Source organism: Arthrobacter alpinus, assembly GCF_001445575.1.
Classification (GTDB): Bacteria; Actinomycetota; Actinomycetes; order Actinomycetales; family Micrococcaceae; genus Specibacter; species Specibacter alpinus_C.
In genome coordinates, this window is record NZ_CP013200.1 from 2554452 (window position 1) to 2577918 (window position 23467).

The 23467-nt window shown below is 60.0% G+C and carries 19 protein-coding genes and 3 pseudogenes; 11 read left to right on the forward strand and 11 right to left on the reverse strand.

Features of this window, described 5'->3' with window-relative positions; genetic code table 11:
* Positions 1-11: 11 nt before the first annotated feature.
* The 4 genes and pseudogenes from AS189_RS11220 to AS189_RS11235 form a co-directional block, all read right to left on the reverse strand.
* Positions 12-515: a YbaK/EbsC family protein gene (locus tag AS189_RS11220; protein WP_062288767.1), complete on the reverse strand. Its 504-nt coding sequence runs from the start codon at positions 513-515 to the stop codon at positions 12-14.
* Positions 515-1407: pseudogene (locus AS189_RS11225) on the reverse strand (SURF1 family protein). The gene AS189_RS11220 and the pseudogene AS189_RS11225 overlap by 1 nt, the downstream one beginning before the upstream one ends.
* A gap of 3 nt (positions 1408-1410) precedes the next feature.
* A complete protein-coding gene (locus AS189_RS11230; protein ID WP_062288770.1) occupies positions 1411-1695 on the reverse strand; it encodes a hypothetical protein in 285 nt (94 codons plus the stop codon).
* Positions 1695-2159 carry a DUF3099 domain-containing protein gene (locus AS189_RS11235; RefSeq protein WP_062288773.1) on the reverse strand — a complete coding sequence of 155 codons (465 nt, stop codon included), beginning with the start codon at positions 2157-2159 and terminating at the stop codon, positions 1695-1697. The genes AS189_RS11230 and AS189_RS11235 overlap by 1 nt, the downstream gene beginning before the upstream one ends.
* 191 nt (positions 2160-2350) lie before the next feature.
* Here AS189_RS11235 and AS189_RS11240 point away from each other — a divergent pair, with 191 nt between their 5' ends.
* Positions 2351-3085 carry a beta-ketoacyl-ACP reductase gene (locus AS189_RS11240; RefSeq protein WP_062288775.1) on the forward strand — a complete coding sequence of 245 codons (735 nt, stop codon included), beginning with the start codon at positions 2351-2353 and terminating at the stop codon, positions 3083-3085.
* Positions 3086-3239: 154 nt separating this feature from the next.
* Positions 3240-3980, forward strand: coding sequence for an SDR family oxidoreductase (locus tag AS189_RS11245; RefSeq protein ID WP_062288778.1), 741 nt, complete (start codon positions 3240-3242; stop codon positions 3978-3980).
* A gap of 121 nt (positions 3981-4101) precedes the next feature.
* On the opposite strand, the gene serB is transcribed toward AS189_RS11245, so the two are convergent.
* Complete coding sequence (gene serB / locus AS189_RS11250) at positions 4102-5016, reverse strand: phosphoserine phosphatase SerB (RefSeq protein WP_062288780.1); 915 nt, start codon at positions 5014-5016, stop codon at positions 4102-4104.
* Between the two features lie 103 nt (positions 5017-5119).
* Here serB and AS189_RS11255 point away from each other — a divergent pair.
* From AS189_RS11255 to AS189_RS11285, 7 genes and pseudogenes are all read left to right on the forward strand, one after another.
* Positions 5120-5904, forward strand: a pseudogene (locus tag AS189_RS11255) (ABC transporter ATP-binding protein).
* Between the two features lie 82 nt (positions 5905-5986).
* Complete coding sequence (locus tag AS189_RS11260; protein WP_062288782.1) at positions 5987-6766, forward strand: sulfite exporter TauE/SafE family protein; 780 nt, start codon at positions 5987-5989, stop codon at positions 6764-6766.
* On the forward strand, positions 6763-7569 hold the full coding sequence (locus AS189_RS11265) for a TrmH family RNA methyltransferase (RefSeq protein ID WP_062288785.1): 807 nt from the start codon (positions 6763-6765) through the stop codon (positions 7567-7569). The genes AS189_RS11260 and AS189_RS11265 overlap by 4 nt, the downstream gene beginning before the upstream one ends.
* A gap of 88 nt (positions 7570-7657) precedes the next feature.
* Positions 7658-8119 (forward strand): peroxiredoxin, encoded by a 462-nt coding sequence (locus tag AS189_RS11270; protein ID WP_062288787.1) that lies wholly within the window; start codon positions 7658-7660, stop codon positions 8117-8119.
* 95 nt (positions 8120-8214) lie between these two features.
* Positions 8215-8469, forward strand: a complete 255-nt coding sequence (locus AS189_RS11275; protein ID WP_062288789.1) for a type B 50S ribosomal protein L31 — start codon at positions 8215-8217, stop codon at positions 8467-8469.
* A 186-nt stretch (positions 8470-8655) separates the two neighbouring features.
* The gene (locus AS189_RS11280) at positions 8656-9717 is read left to right on the forward strand and encodes a lipoate--protein ligase family protein (protein WP_082634243.1); all 1062 of its coding nucleotides are present in this window, start codon (positions 8656-8658) and stop codon (positions 9715-9717) included.
* Positions 9696-10787, forward strand: coding sequence for a tellurite resistance/C4-dicarboxylate transporter family protein (locus AS189_RS11285; protein ID WP_062288798.1), 1092 nt, complete (start codon positions 9696-9698; stop codon positions 10785-10787). The genes AS189_RS11280 and AS189_RS11285 overlap by 22 nt, the downstream gene beginning before the upstream one ends.
* On the opposite strand, the gene AS189_RS11290 is transcribed toward AS189_RS11285, so the two are convergent.
* From AS189_RS11290 to glgC, 5 genes and pseudogenes are all read right to left on the reverse strand, one after another.
* On the reverse strand, positions 10784-11800 hold the full coding sequence (locus AS189_RS11290) for a VOC family protein (protein ID WP_082634244.1): 1017 nt from the start codon (positions 11798-11800) through the stop codon (positions 10784-10786). The genes AS189_RS11285 and AS189_RS11290 overlap by 4 nt on opposite strands.
* Before the next feature lie 47 nt (positions 11801-11847).
* Positions 11848-14538 carry an aminopeptidase N gene (pepN, locus tag AS189_RS11295; protein ID WP_062288801.1) on the reverse strand — a complete coding sequence of 897 codons (2691 nt, stop codon included), beginning with the start codon at positions 14536-14538 and terminating at the stop codon, positions 11848-11850.
* Positions 14539-14574: 36 nt separating this feature from the next.
* Positions 14575-15609, reverse strand: coding sequence for a YeiH family protein (locus AS189_RS11300; RefSeq protein WP_193393479.1), 1035 nt, complete (start codon positions 15607-15609; stop codon positions 14575-14577).
* On the reverse strand, positions 15603-17042 hold the full coding sequence (locus AS189_RS11305) for an SDR family NAD(P)-dependent oxidoreductase (protein ID WP_062288804.1): 1440 nt from the start codon (positions 17040-17042) through the stop codon (positions 15603-15605). Before AS189_RS11305 ends, AS189_RS11300 begins: the two co-directional genes overlap by 7 nt.
* Before the next feature lie 226 nt (positions 17043-17268).
* A pseudogene (gene glgC, locus AS189_RS11310) lies at positions 17269-18565 on the reverse strand (glucose-1-phosphate adenylyltransferase); the annotation flags it as partial.
* 98 nt (positions 18566-18663) lie between these two features.
* On the opposite strand from glgC, the gene glgA reads away from it, so the two are divergent.
* A complete protein-coding gene (gene glgA, locus AS189_RS11315) occupies positions 18664-19866 on the forward strand; it encodes a glycogen synthase (protein WP_062288809.1) in 1203 nt (400 codons plus the stop codon).
* Positions 19867-19954: 88 nt separating this feature from the next.
* Here the strand turns inward: glgA and AS189_RS11320 are convergent, their stop codons facing one another.
* Positions 19955-22495 carry an HNH endonuclease signature motif containing protein gene (locus tag AS189_RS11320; RefSeq protein WP_082634246.1) on the reverse strand — a complete coding sequence of 847 codons (2541 nt, stop codon included), beginning with the start codon at positions 22493-22495 and terminating at the stop codon, positions 19955-19957.
* A 225-nt stretch (positions 22496-22720) separates the two neighbouring features.
* Between AS189_RS11320 and AS189_RS11325 the strand changes: the two genes are divergently transcribed.
* Positions 22721-23392, forward strand: coding sequence for a DUF6318 family protein (locus AS189_RS11325; protein ID WP_062288815.1), 672 nt, complete (start codon positions 22721-22723; stop codon positions 23390-23392).
* Positions 23393-23467 lie beyond the last annotated feature (75 nt).

Below are 23467 nucleotides of genomic sequence, written 5' to 3' on the forward strand. Positions count from 1 at the left end.
GTGAGTGGGGACTAGCGTACGGCTGTTTCCGTTGCTCCTGTGGTAACAAGTAGATCCCGGTAGCTAATGGACAGCATGGCTTGGTGGCTGCCCGCGCCGGCCCACAAGAGGGGGAATCCCAACAAGTCCGTGTCGAGGAAGGTGCGGATGGGGGAGGGATGCCCTAGCGGCGCCACGCCGCCAACGGGCTGGCCCGCGTGCTCGAGGACAAAGTCCGGGGTGGCGCGGCTGATCTTAGGCAGGCCGTGATCGCGCGCAACCTTCTTGGTATCCACCTTTGCTCCGCCGCTGGCAAGGATCAGCAGGGGTTCGCCGCCGCACGCAAAGATCAGGCTGTTGGCAATAGCGCCAACATCGCACCCCAGCACGGCCGCAGCCGTGGCAGCTGTGGCAACGGAGTCCGGCACAATGATCACGGTGTCCGGCAAGCCAGCAGCCAGCAAAGCACCCCGGACGTTCTCAACCAAGGGATCCAGTACGTGATTGCCTGCTTGATTCCCTGCAGGGTCCACCATCAGAATCCCTGAGAGTCCAGAAGCGCGTCTTCAGCTTCTTCTGCTGTTGGCTTGGCTCCGGGCTTGCGAACCTTGGCGTGACGTCGTGGGTGGAACGCTGATCCGTGGCCGTAGAGTTCCTCAACGGGAACCCCAGACTCGGCGGCTTCCAAAGCGTCGAAGTCGTCGTTACGGCGTTGCATTTTCGCGGCGTAGCCGAAGCCCACAAAGGCCAGGATGCCAAAAGCTATCCACTGCAGGGCATAACTCAGGTGTGAACCCTCATCGATGGAAGGGGCCGGGAAGGGAACCGGATTCACGGCGGCAGCGGGGGATTCGGTGGCCAATTGCCCATAAGATCCGGTTTTGATCGGGTAGTCCAGCTGCGCTGCATAGGCCTTCAAATCAATGGACGCCAGTTGCCCTACAGGGGCGCCACGGTCAAGCGTGGGTTCGGCCGGCTTGAGCCGGGCGACGACCTCAACGGTGCCAGCTTCCGGCTGCGGAACCGTGTCCGGGTGACCGGCTTCCTTGTTGCCAATCGGCAACCAGCCGCGGTCAATGATGACGGTGTCACCATTTTCCAGTGTCAGCGGAACGAGCACCTCATAGCCGGGACCACCGTTGAGGGGCCGGTTGCGGACTACTCGCTGGTCCGCTGTTTGATATGTCCCTTAAGGCGAACCTGCGTCCACTCTTTGGCGGGGTCCAGCTCATCAAAGTTGGCGGCTATATCTGCGTAGTCCACGACGGTGCCAGCATAGTTTTGCTGAATCTTGTGAATGTTCTCCACCACTGCGTTACGTCGGTTCATCTGCCAGTTGCCCAAGGCCACACAGGCAAGGGCGAAGATGAGCGCCACGACAAAATAGCCCAGCCACTTACTGGAGAACAGAAATTTGTACGTCTTCATGAACTAGAGCGAATCCTTAGGGCTCGAGTGTGGGTCCGCTGGCGGCATTGCCTCAAGCGGAAGCGTCTCTTTCCACAGCGAACGGCTTTGGAGATAATCTTCGAGCCAAGCGACATGTTCGGAGCAAGCCAACCAGATCTTACGACGCTCCGCTGTGTGAATCTTGGGATTGTTCCACAGCAGCTGGGTAGTGGCGTTTTCGCGGCAACCCTTGCGGGAACAAATGGGTGTCTGCGCTGCGGGCGGCTCAGCGGCCGATTCGGCGCCCAAAAGATCAAAGATGTTCATTAGAGCTTCTTCTCGGTGTCAGGTGCGTCGGCAACTGTACCTTCGGCGTCCTCAGGCTCGGGGACGATCTCGCCGGTGAGGAATTCAGGGGTGGAGGCATCGGCGTCGTCCATCCCTTTTTCATGGCCATTGAGGGCATACAGCGGTGCCGCATCGAGCAGCTCCACGGATTCCTGCTTGGTGATATCCGCGCCACCGTTGGCAATAATGACGGCAACCCATGGCAGCACCACTGCGCCCACCACGGGGATGATCTTGAACCATCCGTCGACCACAAAGATCAGTGCCAGACAGACCATGCGAATACCCATGGTAAGGGCGTACTGCTTCATCCTGTGACGCATGTCCTCGCTATGCGGAACTGCGGCGTTAGTTATGGATAGAACGGGGGACTCAGGCTCGCCGCTGTTGAACTTAGCGCGCCGGCCTGCACCGAGATTCGGCGTAGCTGATTGCTCTTTCATCACACTCCAAGGGACGCTTCTATTCTCTCACTGCAGAAGTGTTCAACCAAAAGCCCAAGTGTGAGCCGGGGCTGCTTTCCCAGTAGGATTCGTTAACTAAAGTGCAGCTCGCGGTGCGGCACGGACTTTGGCTCGCCTCAGTTCACCGCTTTATCACCGAGTTGAAAAGAAAAAACTTCCAGGAGGAATACATGAGTGCATCGGTAGGCGCCGAGAAGCAGGCCCGCAGTGTTTTGGTCACGGGTGGCAACAGGGGCATCGGTCTGGCCATCGCCAAGGCATTTCTGGCCAACGGAGACAAGGTCGCCGTGACTTTCCGTAGCGCTTCCGAACTGCCCGAAGGGATCCTCGGCGTTCAGGCTGACGTGACAGATGCGGCGTCCATCGATGCCGCATTCACCGAAGTTGAGGCTGCACACGGCCCCGTGGAGGTGCTGGTAGCCAACGCCGGCATCACCAAGGACACCCTGCTGATGCGCATGAGCGAAGAGGACTTCACGTCCGTCGTCGACACGAACCTCACGGGCGCATTCCGCGTCATCAAGCGCGCATCCAAGGGCATGATTCGCATGCGCAAGGGCCGCGTGGTGCTGATTTCCTCCGTGGTGGGCCTGTACGGTTCCCCGGGCCAGATCAACTACGCCGCCTCCAAAGCCGGCTTGGTGGGCATTGCCCGCTCGCTGACCCGTGAACTGGGCTCACGCGGCATCACCGCCAACGTTGTGGCCCCTGGCTTCATCAGCACCGACATGACCGCTGAGCTGCCCGAGGCCACCCAGAAGCAATACCTCTCCACCATCCCGGCCGGGCGCTTTGCCTCGGCAGAGGAAGTAGCCAACGTGGTTCGTTGGATTTCCAGCGATGAGGCCGCCTACATCTCCGGTGCTGTCATCCCCGTTGATGGCGGATTGGGCATGGGCCACTAAAGTTCGACGGCGGTGTGCCCCGGGCGTGTGTCAGGCCGGTGTACTCGGCGGTACGTCGGCGCGCCATTAGGATTCGATATAAGACTGCCCGCATCAGATGAGTGAAAATGTCACCTGGCGCGTGGAACATTGATAAGAAACGAAGGAATTGTTTATGGGAAAGCTTGACGGAAAGACAGCTATTGTCACCGGATCCTCACGTGGAGTGGGTGCTGATGTAGCCAAGTTCCTGGCTGCCGAAGGTGCGGCAGTGGTAGTGAACTACCGCCAGAAGGCACCGCGCGCCAACAAGGTTGTGGCCCAGATTGTGGAGGCCGGTGGCCGCGCAGTTGCCGTAGGCGCAGACTTGACCACTCAGGAAGGCGTGCAGGCTCTGGTCAGCGCGGCCCTGGAGAACTTCGGTTCGCTGGACTTGGTAGTCCTGAACGCATCCGGCGGCATGGAAAGCGGCATGGCAGAGAACTACGCCCTGCAGCTCAACCGCGACGCCCAGGTCAACCTGCTCAACGCTGCCATGCCGGTGATGCCCGCCGGCTCGCGCGTGGTGTTTGTCACAAGCCACCAGGCGCACTTCATTGAAACTGTGGCCACTATGCCGGAGTACTTGCCGGTAGCCAAGAGCAAGCGTGCCGGCGAAGATGCTCTGCGGGCCTTGATCCCGAACCTCGCCGCAGAGGACATCTCCTTGGTGGTTGTCTCCGGCGACATGATTGAAGGCACCGTGACGGCAACTCTGCTGGACCGCGCCAATCCGGGAGCCATTGAAGCCCGCCGCGCCGAGGCCGGCAAGCTGTACTCCGTGGCTGAATTTGCCGCTGAGATTGCCAAGATGGCATCCGCCGAGGTTCCCTCAGGTCACACCGAATACGTGGGTGGCGCCGACTACTTCAAGTAGGCCGCAAGCCTCCCGGATCTTCCGGATCTTCCGGACAGCCTGTAGTGAAATCAGCTTAAACTCAGCGGTCCCGTAGCTCACGCTACGGGACCGCTGTTGTGTTGGTACTACACGCTGATTGCTAAATGTTGGCTAAAACCAGCGCCACATCGAGGTTGGGGATGTTGATCTGCGCATCGGCCGCGGCTCGCACGGCAGGCTTGGCGTTGAAGGCCACGCCCAGCGTTGCCGCTGCCATCATGTCAAGATCGTTAGCGCCGTCGCCAATGGCCATCGTGGCAGTTTCGGCAATGCCAGCCTCGGCGCACCACGTGCGAAGCTGCACAGCTTTGACGGCGCGGTCCACCACGGCGCCGCTGACCTTCCCGGTCAAGTGCCCATCAACGATCTCCAGGTCGTTGGCCAGAGCATGATCCAAGCCCAGACGTTCGGCCAGCGGGGACAAGATTTGAGAGAAGCCACCTGAGACTGCGCACACCACATGTCCGGCGGCTTTCGCGGTGGCCACGAGCCGCTCGGCGCCCACCGACATCTTGATTTTGGCTCCCACCTCGGACAGCACGCTCTCCGGCAGCCCTGCCAAGGTGGCTACTCTGTGGTGCAGGCTCTGCGCAAAATCCAGTTCTCCGCGCATGGCCGCCTCAGTGACTTTGGCAACTTCCGCCTCGGTCCCGGCATAGGCGGCCAACAGCTCGATGACTTCTTGCTGGATGAGTGTGGAATCGACATCCATGATGATGAACTTGCGTTCCGCTTCACGCAGCGTGTCCGGAACAATGGCTGTGCAGACGCCCTCTTGCGCTGCCTCGCCCAGATCCGCGCGCAGGCGTGCAATGCGTGCCGCTGCTTGGGCATCACTGGTCCCACTAGGTTCCAGAGAGCCCAGCTCCAGCACGGCGGCGTCGAATCCCGGATGACTTTCGGTACGTTCACTGGCAATGCGGTAGCCGTGTGCGGTCAGGACGGAACGAACCTTGTCCAGAGCTGCGGGGGAGAGCGTTTGGCCATAGCTGACTGCTGTAAATGTGGAGGGCATGAAAAGTAGTCTAGCCAATCAGCACCTGTGACCGCCTACCCGGAGCGTGAGCTGGCTGCTTCGGTTAGCGCTGGCTGCCTTGTGTGCCCTAGGCTCATTGTTTATGAGTGAAGTTTTGGGTTTGGCAGGTGTCAGCGTAGTCCGCGGCACCAAGACACTGTTGGACAACGTCGATTGGCATGTCACCGAGGGCGAGCGTTGGGTTGTGCTTGGCCCCAACGGCGCGGGCAAGAGCACCCTGTTGCAGATCGCAGGCGCGCGCCTACACCCCACCCGCGGCGTGGCGGGCATCCTGGATGAGGTCATGGGCGCCGTCGACGTCTTTGAGCTACGGCCCCGCATTGGCGTCGCCTCGGCCGCGTTGGCCCACCAGATTCCGGAGCACGAAAAAGTTCTTAATGTTGTGGTGACTGCCTCTTACGGCGTCACCGGCCGCTGGCGTGAGGATTACGAGCGCGACGACGAACGCCGCGCCTTTGGGCTGTTGGAAGAGTGGGGAGTCTCCACCTTCTTCAACCGCCCCTTCGCGTCTCTGAGCGAGGGCGAACGCAAGCGTGTGCAGATCGCGCGAGCCCTCATGAGTGATCCTGAGCTGCTGCTCTTAGATGAGCCAGGCGCCGGCCTGGACTTGGCCGGACGTGAGGGGCTCGTCAAGCGCCTGAGCGAATTGGCCGCCGATCCGATGGCTCCAAGCACTGTGCTGGTCACCCATCACCTCGAAGAGATTCCCCGGGCTTCACGCATGCCATGTTGCTGCGGGATGGCGGTGTGGTGGCTCAGGGCCCCCTCGCAGAGGTCCTGACCGAAGAGAACCTCAGCAAGACCTTCGGTCTGCCCCTGACCGTGACAAACACCGCCGGACGGTACACGGCAACGGCGCGGCACTAACCGCCGCGGTACTAATAGGCGAGGTACTTCTTAGCCACAGAACTTCTTTTTTCGTCAATTTTGCTAAGGACCACACCCAGCAGTGAATGTGCTTGAATCTTTCTTCATCCTGCTGGGCGGTCTGTGGGCCGGAACCATCAACACCGTGGTTGGTTCCGGCACGTTGGTCACCTTCCCTATCCTGATCGCGCTGGGGATTGCCCCTGTCATGGCCGTGGTCAGCAACGCCATGGGTTTGATCGCCGGTGGAGTTTCCGGAACATGGGGCTACCGGCGTGAGCTGCGTGGGATGGGCCGCAACTTAGCCCGCCTCATGCCGGCGTCGTTGCTCGGCGGAATGACGGGTGCGTATTTGCTCTTGCACCTGCCTGAGACAGTGTTTGCATTGGTGGCCCCGGCGCTCATTGTTTTGGCCCTGACCCTGGTGATCTTCCAGCCGCGACTCCAAGCCGTGATCAAGAAACGCCGCGAATCCGCTACATCGAGCCGTTCTCACGAGACCATTATGATGCTTCTGGTATTTTTGACCGGCGTCTACGGCGGCTACTTTGTGGCCGCCCAGGGTGTGCTGCTTGTGGCGATTTTGGGCATCTTCATGTCTGGCACCTTGCAAAACGCCAACGCCGTCAAAAACGTTCTCGCTCTGAGCGTCAACGTCGTTGCGGCTATCTCATACCTGATCTTTGCACCGGAAAAGATCATCTGGCAGGTGGTGGCGTTGATTGCCGTGAGCTCGCTGGCCGGTGGTTTCCTCGGTGCCCGCATTGGCCGCAAACTCCCTCCCGTGGTGTTGCGCACCGTCATTGTGATCTTAGGCCTGGTGGCCCTCTTCTTCATGATTCAGAAATTGGTGGTGGCATGATCATCCATATCGACGACGCTGCGGATCCGCGCGTCAGCGATTACCTGTCCCTGACGGATGTGCAATTGCGCAAGGTCAAGGAGCCGGCCGAAGGCCTGTTTATCGCTGAAAGCTTGAAGGTCATTCGCCGTGCCCTGGCCTCGGGGCATCAGCCGAGATCCTTCTTCATGACCGAACGGTGGCTGCCGGATTTGGCCAGCATTCTGGCTGATTACGATCATATTCCGGTATACGTGGGCACGGCCGAAATCCTTGAGAAGATCATCGGCTTCAACCTGCACCGGGGCGCCATGGCAGCCATGCACCGCCCCGAACCGGCGGACCTGTCAGAGCTCTTGGCCAACTCCCGCCGCATCGCTGTCCTTGAAGACATTGTGGACCATACGAACATTGGTGCTGTCTTCCGCTCCGCTGCCGCCCTGGGTGTTGACGCCGTCCTGGTGACCCCGCGCTGCGCCGATCCCTTGTACCGCCGTAGCATCCGCGTCAGCATGGGCACCGTCTTTCAGGTCCCGTGGGCTCGGTTGCCCCAATGGCCAGAAGGTATCCAAGTGCTCCATGACGCCGGATTTACGACGGCGGCCCTGGCCCTCGTGGAGGATTCGTTGACTATTAAAGAACTCGCCGCACGTAACGATCAGAAGTTGGCGCTCATTCTCGGAACCGAAGGTGACGGCCTCAGCGCCCGAACCTTGGCGCAGACGGATCTAGCCGTCATGATCCCCATGGCCGACGGCGTGGATTCGCTCAATGTTGCAGCAGCCAGTGCCGTTGCCTTCTTTGCGACCGATCCGCGCCACTAAATCAGTGTCCGTCAGTATCTGTCGGTATGTGTCAGTGTCCCTCGGTGTTTCATGTGTTGATCGGCTCAGCCGCGAGTAATGTGGAAGCATGAAAATTGATGAGAAAGTGGCCGATTTTTCCCTGCTCGATCAGCACGGAGTTACGCGGAGTCTGAGCGAGCTAACCGCCAATGGCCCGTTGGTGATTTTCTTCTACCCCCTGGCAAGCAGCGGCGGTTGCACCAAGGAAGCCTGCCACTTCCGCGATTTGCAGGCAGAATTCACAGCTGCAGGAGCGGCCATGGTGGGCATCAGCACCGATTCCGTAGCCAAGCAGCTCAACTTTGCCACGAAAAACAATTTCACCTACCCGCTCCTGAGTGACCGGGATGGTGCGGTGGCAGATTTGTTTGGTGTCCGACGTCGACTGTTGGCAAAGTCACTTCCCACCAAAAGAGCCACGTTCATTGTCGATTCCGCCCAGATCCTGCGCTTCCAAATCTCCAGTGAAACCAATATGGATGTTCACGCCAACAGTGCGCTGGCTGCGTTGACGGATCGGGCTTGGTGAAATGGGCTGGAACCGGTAAAGTTTCTAGCTGGTCCTCGTGACCATAACATTCATCTGTCTGGCAAAATCCAGGCAATTACACTCTGAGGTTCATTGTGAAGCAGAACATCCACCCGAAGTACGAAGCCGTAGTTTTCAACGACCTGGCTTCCGAGACCAAGTTCCTGACGCGTTCAACCGCAACGTCCAAGAAGACCATCGAATGGGAAGATGGCAACACCTACCCCATCATCGACGTTGAAATCTCCTCAGAGTCGCACCCGTTCTACACGGGCAAGCAGCGCATCATGGACAGCGCCGGTCGCGTCGAGCGCTTCAACGCTCGCTTCTCGGGCTTCGGCAAGAAGTAATACTTCTTTCCCCAGTTTCTTTAGCAGGGCTCGCACCGATTGGTGCGGGCCCTGCTGTTGTTTAAAGCTGTACATTCCCGCGGCGAGTTTTCTGGGGTGGGGAGGACTGTGCTTTTTTGGGCCCACGGGTCCGAGGGACCCGCGGCGAGTTTGCGAGCTGTGGGAGGACCCGGGGATGATGTACTTATGGCTTCTGAATTGCATGGTGAATATAAGGTCCACGGCGGCAAGCTGGTGGTGGTCGATTGCTCTGTCACGGACGGGTTGCTTCATGATGTGCATGTCAGTGGTGATTTCTTCCTCGAGCCCGATGAGGCGCTCGATGACATTAATGCGGCACTGAACGGACTGTCCGCCAACCTGCCGGCAGAAGGAATGGCAGATGCCATCACGGCTACTTTGCCGCAGGATGCGGTGTTGTTTGGTTTCTCCGCACAGGCGGTTGCCATTACCGTCCGCCGTGCCCTGGCCAAGGCAAGCAGCTGGATTGACCACAAGTGGGACATCATTGCCCCGACGGTGCTGCCCACAGCCCTCAACGTGGCCCTGGATGAGGTTCTCGTGGAAGAAGTTGGGGCAGGGCGCCGGAACCCCACCCTGCGTTTTTGGGACTGGGACGAGCCGTCTGTGGTCATTGGTAGCTTCCAGTCCGTACGCAACGAACTCGAGCCAGCTGGTGTTGAAAAGTACGGCATCAAGGTTGTGCGCCGTGTTACTGGTGGCGGTGCCATGTTCATGGAGGCAGGCAACTGCATTACCTACTCCTTGTACGTGCCGCAGACGTTGGTGGACGGGCTGAACTTTGAGGACTCCTACAAATTCCTTGATACCTGGGTGCTGGCGGCTCTGGAGTCCATGGGAATTGAAGCGTTCTACATTCCGCTCAATGACATTGCCACAGACAAGGGAAAGATTGGTGGGGCAGCCCAAAAGCGTCTGAGTAACGGCGCCATGGTGCACCACGTGACCATGAGCTACGACATTGACGCCGACAAAATGGTTGAAGTGCTCCGCATCGGCAAGGAAAAGCTCTCCGATAAGGGCACACGTTCGGCCAAGAAGCGCGTGGATCCGCTACGACGGCAAAGCGGCATGAGCCGACAGGAAATTTTGGACCGCATGTCTGACACGTTTGCTGCCCGTTATGACGCGCATATGGCGACACTAACCGACGCGGAACTAGCCGAGGCGCAGCGCCGGGTTGAATCGAAGTTTGGCACGGAAGAATGGCTGCACCGCGTGCCATGAACCCCTTAGCCCACGGCACCTCACGCATCAGGAAGGGCTGGCCCAATCAGCCGCCGGCCTCCTTTGCTTTTGTTATGGCTACGGGCATTGTTTCCGCAGCGCTCTTTGATGCCCGCTGGACCCGGTCTGCGTGGGCTCTGCTGTGGATCGCTGTCGCCGGCCTCGTGGTGCTGATGGTGGGGCTGCTGGGCCGGCTGGTGGTCCACACTACCCACGTGGTCGCCGATTTCCGCAACCCGCACAGGGGCTTTGGATATCTCACCTTGGTGGCGGCCATCAATGTGGTGGGCATTGGCTTCCATCCGGTGGCACCATTCCTCACGTGGATTATGGCAGCCATGAGCATCCCGCTGTGGCTGTTTTTGGCCTACGGCGTTCCTTTGTCTATGATGCTGCGCACTGAAATAGGCGAGACGCGCCGGCCGCGGCTCTTGCCGGTGGATGGGACCTGGTTTCTGTGGGTGGTGTCCACTCAGTCCCTGTCGATGGCCGCAGCATCCCTCGCCACAGGAGGCAGTCAAATGCGCCTCCTTAGCGATGCTGCGGTGGCGTTCTGGGGCATTGGCATCATGCTCTACCTAACCCTGACAACGTTGGTCATGCTGCGCCTGCTCACTGGCGGCGAAAACCAGGGTGGCATTGTGCCCACCAACTGGATTTTCATGGGTGCCACCGCCATCACGGTTCTCGCTGGATCTATGATCCTGCACCTGCCAGGCGATGTTCCGGTGGTTCATTTGGCTGGCCCTACCGTGGGTGGCATCAGCTATTTGCTGTGGGCCTTTGGAATGTGGTGGGTTCCGCTATTAGTGGCTTTTGGTTTCTGGCGACATGTGGTGCGCCGTGAACCCCTCAACTACTCCACCTCCCTGTGGTCGGTGGTGTTCCCGCTGGGCATGTTTGCCGTGGCGACCTACAGGTTCGGCACCGAAAACCAGATGCCGCTCGTAGCCTGGGTTGGTCATGTGGCCACCTGGGTGGCCGTGGCAGCATGGTTGGCAGTCTTTTTGGGGATGACCTTTACCTGGGTGCGGTGGGTGCTCCGAGGAGCCCAACTCCCGGGCTCTTAGGCGAGCAACCGCACCGTATTTCCCCAGGGATCATTGACAGTGATGAGGGAAGCATCCTGCGTGAAAGTGAGCCCGGCATCGCTCAAGCGCTGTGCCACGGCCAGCAATGCCGCCTCGTCTCCGAGATGAACGGTGAAGCTGCCCAAGCCCGAGGTTGCGGCGCGAGGCGCGGCACCGGCACTGTTCCAGGTATTTGTTGCCAGGTGGTGGTGATATCCGCCAGCCGCGTAGAAAAGTGCCCCGTCAGCCTCGGCGGTGACGGCGAAGCCAAGCGTGTCGGCGTAGAACGTGCGGGCCTGCTGCAGATCTCCGACGCGCAGGTGTACGTGGCCGACGGTTGCCGCTGCCTCGGCGGCAGCTTTACCTAGGTGTTCATTGAGGAACGCGTTGGGGTCCAGCGCCGCTGAGCCCATCTGGACCAGCCCGTCCTTCCAGACCCACTCATCTTTGGGAGTGTCGGCATAAAGCTCTAGGCCATTGCCGTCCGGATCCGAGAAGTAGAACGCCAGGCTCACTGCATGGTCCGCACTGCCGGCATAGCTCTGCGGAGCTTCGGTCACCACGTTCAGTAGTGTCTGAGCGAGGGATTGTTCGTTGGGGTAGAGGATCGCCGAATGGTACAGCCCGGCCGCCGTGGGGGCATCGGCGGCAAGACCGTCCGCACGGGTGATTGACAGTAGCTCCACCCCCTTGTTGCCCAGGCTGAGGTGCTCGGCGGATTCTCCGAGCACCTCAAGACCCACAGCACCCACATAGAACTCCCGCATGGGAGCCAGTGCTGCGGTGCGCAACTCGATGGCGCCCATGTGGGTGCGCGCAGTTAGGGCAGCCACCGTTGCCCCAGCAGTCGGGCTGTCTCCAGAAACCCCCGTCGGAGTATCCGAGGAAGCCGCTTTCACGCCCCACCAAATCCCCGCCCCGGCGAGAACCAGTATCAAGGCTGAAGCAAGGGCAATAAACAAGGTCCGGTGCGGCTTTGGGTGCAGGCTAGCGGTATTTTTTGGGGAGGCCATACTCCATGCCAACTAGTTGAAGCGACAACTTATTCCGGTGGCTAGCCTTACGCCCCAGACGGAGCACTCCCAGACGGTGCACTTCCAGATGGGGCACTCCCGGCCTGTGCCCGCAACGCCCGCAGCAGGTGATCGCGCTGCTCAATCACCATGCGGCGCAGACCCCTAGCTGAGTCCGGGTGCTCGGTTAGCCACTGGTCCGTGCGGTGCACCACCGGATGGTGCTCGGGTTCGAGCCCAGCGAGCAGATCCTGGTGCGCCGGGAACAGTCCGCGGACAATGCGCCCGGCAATTTCCAAGCTACGCGAGTTCCAGATCGGCTCAATGGCTTCGAAATAGCGCTCGGTATATGGCGCCAGCAGTTCCTGGCTGCCCACCATGAACCCGGCGATCGTGGCGCTGAGCAACTGGTTGCTCAGATCGCTCTCCTCCACCGCTTCGGCCCAGCGCTGCTGCTTCAATGCGGGCTCAGGCAGGGCTGCCACAGCCGTGCAGTGGTTTGCACGGTGCTCGGCCGTGGTGTCGGCCGCCAACTCGGCATCGAGTTCGGCCATAGTAGCTGCCCCTCGTGCGGCCAGCTGCTGCCACAGCAGCCAACGCAGGCTCCCATCGACCACGAGTCCGTCCGGCACATTGCTACCGGCTAGAAGTTCCCGGCTCCGGGCATTGACAGCGTCGCTGCCTCTACCCAAGAGCGCCAGGGTACGTGCCCAGACCAGTTGTTCGTCGCTGCCCGGCTCTGCCTGGCGGAGATGATGTTCGACGCCGGCCAGCAACAGTTCCGCCGTAGCGGCACGGTCCGCGGCGGGGCAGTAGTAGGCCAAGGCGTGCAGAGCGTTATCCGCCAAGGTCTGCAGCAAGCTGGTGTCAGCTTCGCCGCCGGCGTGGGTCGCCACGGTGCGCAAGTAAACGGTTGCGGGGAGCATGCCATCACGCGTAGCGTTCCACAACGCCGACCACACCAGGCTGCGAGCCAGCGGATCAACAATGCGGCCAACGCTCGCCAGCGCGGTGCTCATGGACCCGGCATCCAGGCGAACCTTGGCGTAGCTAAGATCCTGATCGTTGACCAGAACTAGATCGGGGATAGGGGAGCCCACAGCCTCGGCCACGACCGTATCTTCCCGAACCACATCCACAGTAAACGATTGGCTCTTGACCAAGGCTCCGGCGTCGTACGTGAAGAAGCCAACCCCCAAGCGGTGCGGGCGCAGAGCCGTGCTGCCGGTGACAGGATCCAAGGACGAATGCTTGATGGTCAAGGAGGAGACCGCGCCCTTGTCAATGTCCAGATCCGGCAGCAGCGTGGACATGCCGGAGGTGCCTAGCCACTTGCTGGCCCAGTCGTCGAGCTCGCGGCCCGAGGCCTTGCTCAGCGGTTCCAGCAGATCCTTCAGCGAGGTGTTGGAGTATTCGTGGTTCCGGAAGTACTCCCGGGAGCCGGCGATGAACGCATCCTTGCCAACATAGGCCACCAACTGCTTGAGCACGGAGGCGCCCTTGGCGTAGGTGATGCCGTCAAAGTTGGCCTTGGCTGCCTCCAGATCGGGAATATCGGCAACGATCGGGTGCGTAGTGGGCAACTGATCCTGCGTGTAAGCCCACGCCTTGCGGCGGCTGGCGAACATGGTCCAAGACTTTTCGCCCCACTCGGTGGCTTCGGCCACGGCCAGGTGGCCCATGAAGTCGGCGAAGGATTCCTTCAGCCAGAGATCGTCCCACCAGCCCATGGTGACCAGATCCCCAAACCACATGTGTGCCATCTCGTGCATGATGGTGTTGGCGCGTTGCTGGTAGGCGGTGTCTGTGGCTCGGGAAGCATGCAAGTAGGCCTCGGTGAAGGTCACCAAGCCCGGATTCTCCATGGCGCCCAGGTTGTATTCGGGCACAAACGCCTGATCATACTTGCCGAACGGGTACGGGTAGTCGAAGAGCTCGTTGAAATACTGCAGCCCAGCCTTGGTGACCTTGAAAATCTCATCGGCGTCAAAATGGGGGGCTAGTGAGGCCCGGCAATAAGCGGCCAAGGGGATCGTCAGTTCCTGACCTGCGTGATCGCCATCGGCACTAAAGACCATGGAGAACTGGTCTTCGGCTTTGAAATAGGGTCCAGCCAACACTGTAGTGATGTAAGTGGAGATGGGCAGCGTTGGGGCAAAGTTCCAGCGGGTGAGCCCGGGGCCGCCAAGTTCAGATGGCTGGGATACCGGCTCCTTAGTGGTCACTGACTGGTTGGAGGCCACAGTCCAATGGGCCGGGGCATTCACGTGGAAGGTGAAGGGTGCTTTGAGGTCTGGCTGCTCAAAGTTGGCGAAGACGCGGCGGGCGTCGGCGGGTTCGTATTGGGTGTACGTATAGGTCAAGCCGTCTGCGGGATCCACAAATCGGTGCAGGCCCTCGCCACTGGTGGAATAGGCGGACGTGGCAGTGACAACAACTGTGTTCTGGGCAGCCAGGCCGGGCAGGTGAATCCGTGCACCATCCACTACCTCCGCAATCTCCAGCGGCTGTCCATTCAAGACCACTGATTCAACGCTCAGACCCATAAAGTCTAGGAACGTCTGCTCCGAAGCGGGCACGGATCGATCCGCGGCGAAGACGATGGTGCTGCGGCTACTGAAACCGGGAACTGACGGGTCCTCGGCCCCGCTCAGATCGAGATCTACGTCGTAGCTGTGGACCGTGAGGAAAGATTTGCGAGTGGCAGCTTCGCTGCGAGAAAGATTGAAATTCGGCACCCTTTGATTCAATCATGCACGGGCAGCAAAAGCAGATCAGGGGGTCATTAGATGCACGGCACCCAGGGCCAGCGAGGCGATGAGTACCCAGGCGCACATGGCCATGATGGTGGCGCGGAGCCCGGTCTGCAGAAGTTCCCGGACCTGGACGCTGGAACCCAGGCCAAAGAGCGCAGCGCCGAGGGCAATATCCTGTGCCAGGGCACCGCCTTCAATGACCATCTCCGGCAGCCACCCCGTACTGCGCAGGGCAGCCAGCAGCAAGAAGCCCACCACGAACAGGGGGATGACCGGCGGAAACTTGCCCGTACTGGCTAGATTCTTGTGGCGGCGCCGTTCCATTGTTCCGGCTACACCAACAATGGGAGCCAGCAGCACCACACGCGTCAACTTAATGACCACGGCTGCACTGAGCGCAACGCTTCCGGCGGTTTGTGCGGTGGCCACTACCTGCCCTACGTCGTGTACGCCCGCCCCTACCCACTGACCAAACTGCAGGGGAGATAGGCCCAGTGGGTGCATGAGAAGCGGAAGCACGCCAATGGCAAGCGTCCCGCACAGGGTCACGAGAGCCACAGGAAGTACTGTGTCCTCGTGTTTGGTGCCCTTGACGGCCGCCATGGCTCCAATAGCTGAGGCGCCACAAATTGAAAAGCCGGTGGCAATCAACAGTGACGTTTCGCTCTCGAGTCGGAACAGCTTCCCCAACGCGTAGGTGCCGGCAAAACTCAGCAGTACCACTGCCACCACCAGAGCCACGCTAGTCCAGCCCAGATCCATAATGTCGGCCATGCTGAGCTTGAGACCGAGAAAAACGATGCCAACTCGCATCAGATGTTTCCCAGCAAAGTTCAGCCCCGCGCGCCACGGGCCTTGGCACCAGGCCGAGGAGCCGGGCACGTTGACGGCAGCAATGCCCAGAACGACGGCGACAGTCATGGCAGGCAACATCGGCACCAGGGCATGGACCAGAAGGGAAACAGCTACTGCCGCGAGTGCGGCCGCCAGTCCCGGCCCCAGTGTTCGCAGCGATGATGCGAAAGCCGGCCCGCCGCCGTCGTGCTTTACCACGGGCTGGGTTTGTAGTCCTTCAGGAAGACCCCGTACTGGTCTTCGCCGGATTCACCCATGACGATGGGATCGTAAACGCGCGCGGCGCCATCCACCAGGTCCAAGGGAGCATGGAAGCCCTCTTCGGCCAGGCGCACCTTGGTGAAGTGCGGGCGTTCGTCGGTGATCCAGCCGGTGTCTACGGCTGTCATGAGGATGCCGTCAGTGTCGAGCATTTCCTTGGCGCTGGTGCGGGTCAGCATGTTCAGCGCGGCCTTGGCCATGTTGGTGTGCGGGTGTCCGGGGCCTTTGTAGGCGCGGGAGAACTGGCCCTCCATGGCGGAGACGTTCACAATGTACTTGCGCTCAGCTGTGGACGCCTGCAGGGCAGGGCGAAGACGGGAAACGAGCAGGAACGGAGCAGTGACGTTGCAGAGCTGAACTTCAAGCATCTCCAGCGGATCTACCTGATCAATCACCTGGGTCCAGCTGTTGAGCGCGGCCACATCGGGAACCAGACCACCAGCATCAATGGCGGTGCCGGCTTCAATGCGCTCCAAGGACGCCGATCCCATGGAGAGTGCGAGTGCGGCGATTTCGTTGCCGCCCATCTGGGGGTGTTCCATCATTTGCGTGGCCAAGGCCAGCGGGTGCTTGTCGTGAGCGTGGCCAAAGGTGACCAGCTCAGGCATGGGCAAGTCCGTGGGCAGCTCTTCCAGCTCAGCATCAACCAGGGGCTTGTAAGCGTTGCCGGAACGGCGAACTGTCTGGGCGGCATTGTTGATGATGATGTCCAGCGGGCCGGCTTCGATCAGGGAGTCCGTCAAGGCCACAACCTGGGTGGGGTCACGCAGATCGATTCCAACCACGCGGAGGCGGTGGAGCCATTCGCTGCTGTCCTCCATCGCGGCGAAGCGACGTGCCGCATCCTTGGGGAAGCGTGTGGTGATAGTAGTGTGTGCGCCGTCGCGAAGCAGACGCAGGGCAATGTACATGCCGATCTTTGCCCGGCCGCCGGTCAGCAGCGCGCGTTTTCCGCTGAGGTCAGTGCGCGCATCGCGTTTGGAATGGTTAAACGCAGCGCAGTCGGGGCACAGCTGGTGGTAGAAGGCATCCACCTGCGTGTAGTGCTGCTTGCAGATGTAGCACGGACGGGAACGTTGCAGCGTCCCCGCCGTGTCACCTGTCGTTGAAGGTTTGAGCTTGTTCCCCCGGGTCTCATCGTCAATGCGGTCCGGTGCCGCCGTGGCGGTCAACGCGATAACGGCCTTGTCGGCGTCATTGATGGCATCACGCTTGACGTTGCGACGGTGCCGCTTGACGGCTTTGAACATCTTGCCCGTAGCTCGGCGAACCGAAACGTAGTCAGGATGTTCTTCGTCGTAGACATGGATGTTCTCCAAAACCTTGAGACAATTTTGGATTTCTTCAGGGGTTAGATCGGGGGCGCTCACCCAACAATGTTAGCCTCTTTACCGTCACCGACTGACCCGCTGGTGGCCGAGCCGCTGGGGCTCGACTCGTCGGGGCTCGACTCATTGGGGACCGAGCCGTTGGTGGCTGACCCGCTGGGGACCGAGCTGATAGCCGAGATCTGGTTCTCCACTACCTTGTCGACCGTCTCCTTGGCTACCTTGCCCAAACCAATGGCCAATTCGAGCGCCTCGGGGATCTCCGCAGCTGCGGCTAGGGCAAGTTCCTTCTCCCGGGCATCCGGAGGCGAAACGATCTGGCCCTTGCTCAACACCGTCAGTCCTGACTCAGTGATGGTGAAACCGCGTGCCCTGTCCAGCTCCGGATCTACACCAATCGTGGCGCCGGCCGGGATCTTGACGTTCTTATCGATGATGGCGCGGCGTACCACGGCTCCTGCCCCAACAGAGACTTTGTCCATGAGGACAGAATTCTGAACGCGGGCACCTGCGGCAACGTAAACGTCATTGGAGAGCACGGAGCTCTCTACGACGCCGCCCGAGACCACGACGCCGGGGGCGACGATGGAATCAAGCGCGGTCCCTACCGAGTTGTGCTCTCCACGGACAAACTTTGCCGGCGGCGAGGTGGTGTTCCGTGTGAAAATCGGCCAGGCCCGGTTGTACAGGTTGAAGATCGGAACAGGCGAGATCAGATCCATATGAGCGTCGTAGTAGGAATCGATGGTCCCCACATCACGCCAGTAATTGCGATCTCGGTCGTTGGCATCCGGGATGTCATTCGTGGAGAAATCGTAGACAAACGCTTCGTTACGGTTGACGAAGTAGGGGATGATGTCCCCGCCCATGTCATTCTTGGTGTCTTCCTTGACGGCATCTTGCTCCAGAGCTTCGACCAAGGCGTCAGCATCAAAGACATAATTTCCCATGGAAGCCAGGAACTGATCAGGTGCATCGGGCAGACCCGGAGTCGATTCCGGTTTCTCAACGAAAGCTGAAATCTTGTGCGCGCCGACCGCACCGTCGATCGCTGCCTCATCGATCTCAATGACACCAAATTGGTCAGCGAGCTCCAACGGTTGGCGAACCGCGGCAACAGTGGCGCGGGCACCGGAGGCAATATGGCTTTGCACCATCTGCTCAAAATCCATGCGGTAAACGTGATCGGCACCGACCACAACCACAATGTCAGGCTCGGCATCGCCGATCAGGTTTAGAGACTGGTAGATGGCGTTGGCGCTGCCCAGGAACCAGCTTTTGCCGCGGCGCTGCTGTGCCGGCACCGAGGCAACGTAGTTGCCCAGTTGCGTGGACATGCGCCAAGTTTCTGAAATGTGACGGTCTAGGCTGTGGGATTTGTATTGCGTCAACACAACAATTTTGAAATAACCCGAATTCGCCAAGTTAGACAAAGCGAAATCGACCAAACGGAATCCGGCGAAAGGAACAGCCGGTTTTGCGCGGTCTGCTGTCAAGGGCATCAATCTTTTACCCTCACCGCCTGCTAACACGATCGCCAGAACTTTCTTTACTGACATGACCAACCTCCGACAGCTTGAATGGTGCACCTTGCGATGACTTTGTATGAGTCACAACAACTTCACACTAGAACAAATGTGTCCCGACAGACTACCTTGAGAGTGTGCGTATCGACATTGTGACAAAAGAGTTTCCGCCCGAGATTTATGGAGGAGCCGGCGTGCATGTGGCCGAGCTCAGCCGTGTCTTGGCAGCTAAAGCAGATTTGCATGTGCATGCATTTGGGAAGGAACGGGAGAATGATTTTCATGGCGCAAATGTGACGTCATATGAAAATCTCCCGGAGCTTTCAGAAGCCAATGCCGCCGTGCAGACATTGGGCGTGGATTTGCAGGTGGTTTCGGCCATCGCGGGATCAGATGTGGTGCATTCACACACCTGGTACGCGAACATGGCTGGCCATATCGCCTCTTTGCTCCACGGCATCCCGCATGTGCTCAGCGCTCACAGCCTGGAGCCCCTGCGCCCGTGGAAAGCAGAGCAATTGGGCGGCGGCTACGCTGTTTCTTCATGGGTCGAAAAGACCGCCTATGAAGCTGCCGCCGCGATCATTGCCGTCTCGGACGGCATGCGCCAAGACATTCTGCGCAGCTACCCCGACGTGGATCCAGCCAAGGTTAAGGTCATTCACAACGGCATTGACGTCGAGGCATGGCAGCGGGATGAGAAGGACGACGTCGTCCGTTCCCTTGGCATTGATCCGGACCGTCCCAGCGTGGTTTGGGTGGGTCGCGTAACGCGCCAGAAGGGTGTGCCTTACCTTTTGAAGGCGGCCGCGGCGTTGCCTCCCGAGGTGCAGCTGGTGTTGTGCGCCGGTGCCGCTGACACTCCTGCGCTCGGTGCTGAAGTCAATGAGCTCATTGAAGGCTTGAAGGCCCAGCGCGACGGTGTCATTGTCATCGAGCGCATGCTGCCCCGGGCCGAGCTGATTCAGGTCCTCAGCCATGCAACAGTGTTCGCTTGCCCGTCCATCTACGAGCCCTTGGGCATTGTGAATCTGGAAGCCATGGCGTGCGGCGCTGCTGTGGTTGCCAGTGCTACCGGCGGCATCCCCGAAGTTGTGGCCCATGGTGAGACTGGCCTGCTGGTTCCGCTCGAGCAGGTTGGCGACGGCACCGGAACCCCGTTGGACCCGGAGAAATTTGTTGCCGACTTTGCTGCGGCCATGATCGAGGTTGTCAACGATCCTGCCCGTGCACGAGCCATGGGGGAGAAGGGGCGCCAACGCGCCAAGGACCACTTCTCGTGGGAATCGATTGTTGAGCAGACGCTCGATGTATACAAGAGTGTGCTTCCACAAGCGTAGTTCTAACTCTCATTGTCCAGCAGTTAGAGAGAGGCCCCGATCCTATGATCGGGGCCTCTCTCTTTGGGTTGTTCGAGGTACGCCGTGGTCACTGGTTTTTGGTGAGTCCGCGGTGGAAGCGGTTGCGGCGTTTGGTTTGGGTGGGATCGATGGCCCAGGGCGGGGTGTACCAGGGGGTGCCGCTTACGAGGGCGAGTTGCCAGTCGCTGTGGTGGAGCAGCGTGTGGTGGGGTTCGCAGACGAGCGCGGCATTGTTCAGGTTGGTTTCTCCGCCTTCTTGCCAGGGGATTATGTGGTGGGCTTCGCACCACGTGGCGGGGGCTTTGCAGTCGGGGAAAGAACAGCCAAGGTCACGGGCGTACAGGAGTTTGCGTTGAGCGGGTGTGAAGAGGCGTTGGGTGCGGCCAGCATTAATGATGGTTTGTCCTTGGCCATAGACGAAGCGAGTGGTTTCGGGATCACAGAGTGATTGGTCGAAGAGGTGCAGGGGGACCGGGCCGCTGTGGGTCGTGTAGGCAGTGCCAGTGCCGTTGGTCCGATGGAGGTCTTCTTCGCTGCAGCTGATGATGAGTTGTGTTTTCAGCCCGCCGTTTTGGGGGAGTTGACCGGTGCGGGCTGCAAGTTTTACGCAGGAGATCAGACCATCGAGGAGCTTTTGCCCGTGGGTGCGGGTATCTTTCACAGCTGGGTCGGTACTGGTGGGATCGATCGGGTCGAAGAGGTCTGGTTCGTCTGTTCTGTTGCTTCCGTCAGCGTGTGCGGGGATTCTGGGGAGCTCGCCGCTCCCTGGCGCCGGGACGGTGATGCCGTTGACGAGGTGTGGCCAAGGTTCTGCCTCGTCTTCTCCGGTGTCGTTCATCTCGGGTTCGTCGAGTCCGCGGCTGTCCCAGCCGGGACCGAAGCCATCCTCGGCGTTTGGTTCTGGCCCCGGGTCTGGTTCTGGGCCTGGATCGGTGGCAGGGGCAGGGGCAGGTTCCGGCGCTGGCGCGTCAGGCTCCCGCCCGGGCGCGGGTGCGTCGGATTCCCGCTCCAGTTCAGTTTCGGGGTAGGGCTCCCAAGTGGCGAAGTCATCCGTGGTGGGAATGGGGTTCCAGCCGGTGGTAGTGGGTTTGGTGGTGAACCAGAACCAAGGATCGCCGGGATAGCAGGGTGGGACCGCGTTTTCGGGTGCTTCTGGAGGGCGGGGCGGTACTTCCCAAGGTTCTAGCCGGCGTCGCCATCCGTTGCCCAGTAATTCAGGCACGGTATGTGTTGATCCGGGCGTGGGTGCTTGCGGTTGGGCTGCTGATTCTGGAGATTCAGGGGACTCTTGGTTAAGCGGTGGCGGTGCTGTTTCGGGCGGGGAGGTCGACGTTTCTGTTGAGCACGGGCCCGGCTGTGCTGTTCCAAGGTCCTCGGGGTCCGACGGTGACTGTGATGAGACTTGTGGGTTGCTGGGTCGATCAGAATCAGAATCAGAATCAGAATCAGAGTAAAAGTAAGAGCCCGAGCCAGAATCTGGGGCCGGGGCGTTGCCGTTGCTGTCACTTCCACCGGGGCCCCTGCCACTGACACCGGTGCCTGCGCTGAAGAGCGTCGCGGCATCATGGAGCATACCGACCAGGGAGCTTTGCCCAACGCATTGCGGTTCTGGCCCAGCACTGGTGCTGGTGCCGCCCGTGACGTTTTCGGCGCTGCCATCACCGGTGCGGTGGCAGTCATCGTCGACGTCTGTTTGGGGGCTGGCGTCCATGCCCTGGTCAGGTACGTCGTTGGAGTCGTTGGAGTCGTTGGAGTCGTTGGAGTCGTTGTTGAGAGTGTCGATGTTGGTGTGTTTGTTGGGGTTGGTGGTGAAGCCGATCAAGGCGATGAGTTGTTCGTACTGTTCGATGGTGCAGGCCCCGTGGATGGAGACGAGGCCACGGCGGGCTTGACGGAAGAAGAGGCCTTGTTTGGCTTTCAGGTCGGCCGTGCTGGGTTTGTTTCCATCGGGGTCAAGATTGGCCATGATTCGGTTGCCTAGATGGCGTATTGAGTCTGGTCCTTGGGACGCGGCGGCGTTGATCAGAAATTCTTCGACTTCGGTGTTTTCTTCCTCGGTGATGCGTCCGTTGCCGGCCAGCCGGGTGGCTTCCTCCAAGTAGTGGGAGATAGTCAGGGCGCGTTCCTGAGACAGTGTCCCGTTGAATAACGCCTGGCTCAGAGCGGGGTGCGAGGTGGGCGCGATGGCTCCGGTGATGGTGTCGATGTTAGGTAATACCTGCTTGGCCAGGTGGATCCTGCGGCTGGCCTCGGTGGCGCTGAGGTGCAGCGACTGGACAAGCAATGCCACCGAACTTGTTGCTCCGGTCTCCGCGTACCTGCCAGCACTTGCGCGTTGGTCCTGATCCCCGGCGGACTGTACTGCTAGGGCATGCCCGTAGCGCAGCAACTTCTCCAAGTCCTGGGACCATTGGCGACTCTCGCGATCAGACATGGCGCCTACATCCACACCAAACGTGGACCCGGCTCCCGGTGTATCGCTACTAGCACCAGCAGCCTGGGCGGCCATGGCGTGGACGAGGTTGAGGAGCTGGTGGACGTGATCACCAACCCGCAAAGCCTCTGGAAAGGGAACCGATTCAACCGGCGTCCCTGCCATTGTATCCATACATATATTCTAATTGGGCCCCTTGACACTCAAAAGGCGCAGCAACCCAATTGGGCATAAGCAACCACTTGAACGCCCTGTGGAGGAAGCATGGGCGCGTTCCTAGTGGATGGGTGTGGATAACGTGGTGGCATGTTTTGCGGGTGCCCTGTATTTTGGAACCAAGCCAGCCACAACGGTTTCAACGGGGAAACCGCTGCCACGCGGCAGACTTGGGGATAGGCGATGCGCCACACCACAGTTGAACAACACGGCAAGCACAGGGCCACACTGGCGCTTTTGATGGCAGGGGCCCTCGCTCTGGCGGGCTGCTCGTCGTCGCCGAAAACCGCGGGGACGACGCCGCCTGTCTCAGTGCCTGCAACAAGTGAACCTGCTACGACGACTGCTCCTGCACCCTCCACGGCCGCCGTCTACAAGCCGGCCACGGACAAAGGCCCCGCTGAGAATGTCCCGGTCCCCGTCCTCCCAGAGAAGGCCAAGGAATTCAGCAAAGAGGGCCTCATAGCCTTTACCAAATATTGGTATTCAACCCTCGGTTACGCCTTCGAAACTGGCGATCCCGAACCCATGATGGCCGTCAGCGGGCCGAATTGTCTGACATGCCAGTCAATCGCGAAGATGGTTGTTGCAGGCCATTCTGAGGGGAAATGGATTTCGGGCGGAAAAATGGTGCTCGGCTCTCCGGAGGCATCCTTTGTATTGAGTGCTCAAGATGACTACCAGGTGACGGTGATGGCGAGACAGGAGCAAGTCAAATACTTCAAGGCCGACAAGTCGCTCTCCAAAGACCTCGGAATCGGCATTGCTGAAGGCGACATTCTGGTTGGCGTTTTCCAAGATGACCATTGGCTGGCACGTACGGTTGAGCACCTCGCGGGAAGCCCGGGGTCATGAGATTCACGACAGTCCTGCGAACCGTTCTCGCGGTGCTACTTTGCTGTGGGTGGATCAGTGCTGCGGACATATCAA

Coding starts and splice junctions, on each gene's coding strand:
- AS189_RS11220 (WP_062288767.1), bottom strand. CDS start 515: ATGGTGGACCCTGCAGGGAATCAAGCAGGCAATCACGTACTGGATCCC.
- AS189_RS11285 (WP_062288798.1), top strand. CDS start 9,696: ATGGCTGCACCGCGTGCCATGAACCCCTTAGCCCACGGCACCTCACGC.
- AS189_RS11265 (WP_062288785.1), top strand. CDS start 6,763: ATGATCATCCATATCGACGACGCTGCGGATCCGCGCGTCAGCGATTAC.
- AS189_RS11240 (WP_062288775.1), top strand. CDS start 2,351: ATGAGTGCATCGGTAGGCGCCGAGAAGCAGGCCCGCAGTGTTTTGGTC.
- AS189_RS11270 (WP_062288787.1), top strand. CDS start 7,658: ATGAAAATTGATGAGAAAGTGGCCGATTTTTCCCTGCTCGATCAGCAC.
- AS189_RS11280 (WP_082634243.1), top strand. CDS start 8,656: ATGGCTTCTGAATTGCATGGTGAATATAAGGTCCACGGCGGCAAGCTG.
- AS189_RS11290 (WP_082634244.1), bottom strand. CDS start 11,800: ATGGCCTCCCCAAAAAATACCGCTAGCCTGCACCCAAAGCCGCACCGG.
- AS189_RS11320 (WP_082634246.1), bottom strand. CDS start 22,495: ATGGATACAATGGCAGGGACGCCGGTTGAATCGGTTCCCTTTCCAGAG.
- serB (WP_062288780.1), bottom strand. CDS start 5,016: ATGCCCTCCACATTTACAGCAGTCAGCTATGGCCAAACGCTCTCCCCC.
- AS189_RS11325 (WP_062288815.1), top strand. CDS start 22,721: ATGCGCCACACCACAGTTGAACAACACGGCAAGCACAGGGCCACACTG.
- AS189_RS11245 (WP_062288778.1), top strand. CDS start 3,240: ATGGGAAAGCTTGACGGAAAGACAGCTATTGTCACCGGATCCTCACGT.
- AS189_RS11235 (WP_062288773.1), bottom strand. CDS start 2,159: ATGAAAGAGCAATCAGCTACGCCGAATCTCGGTGCAGGCCGGCGCGCT.
- AS189_RS11230 (WP_062288770.1), bottom strand. CDS start 1,695: ATGAACATCTTTGATCTTTTGGGCGCCGAATCGGCCGCTGAGCCGCCC.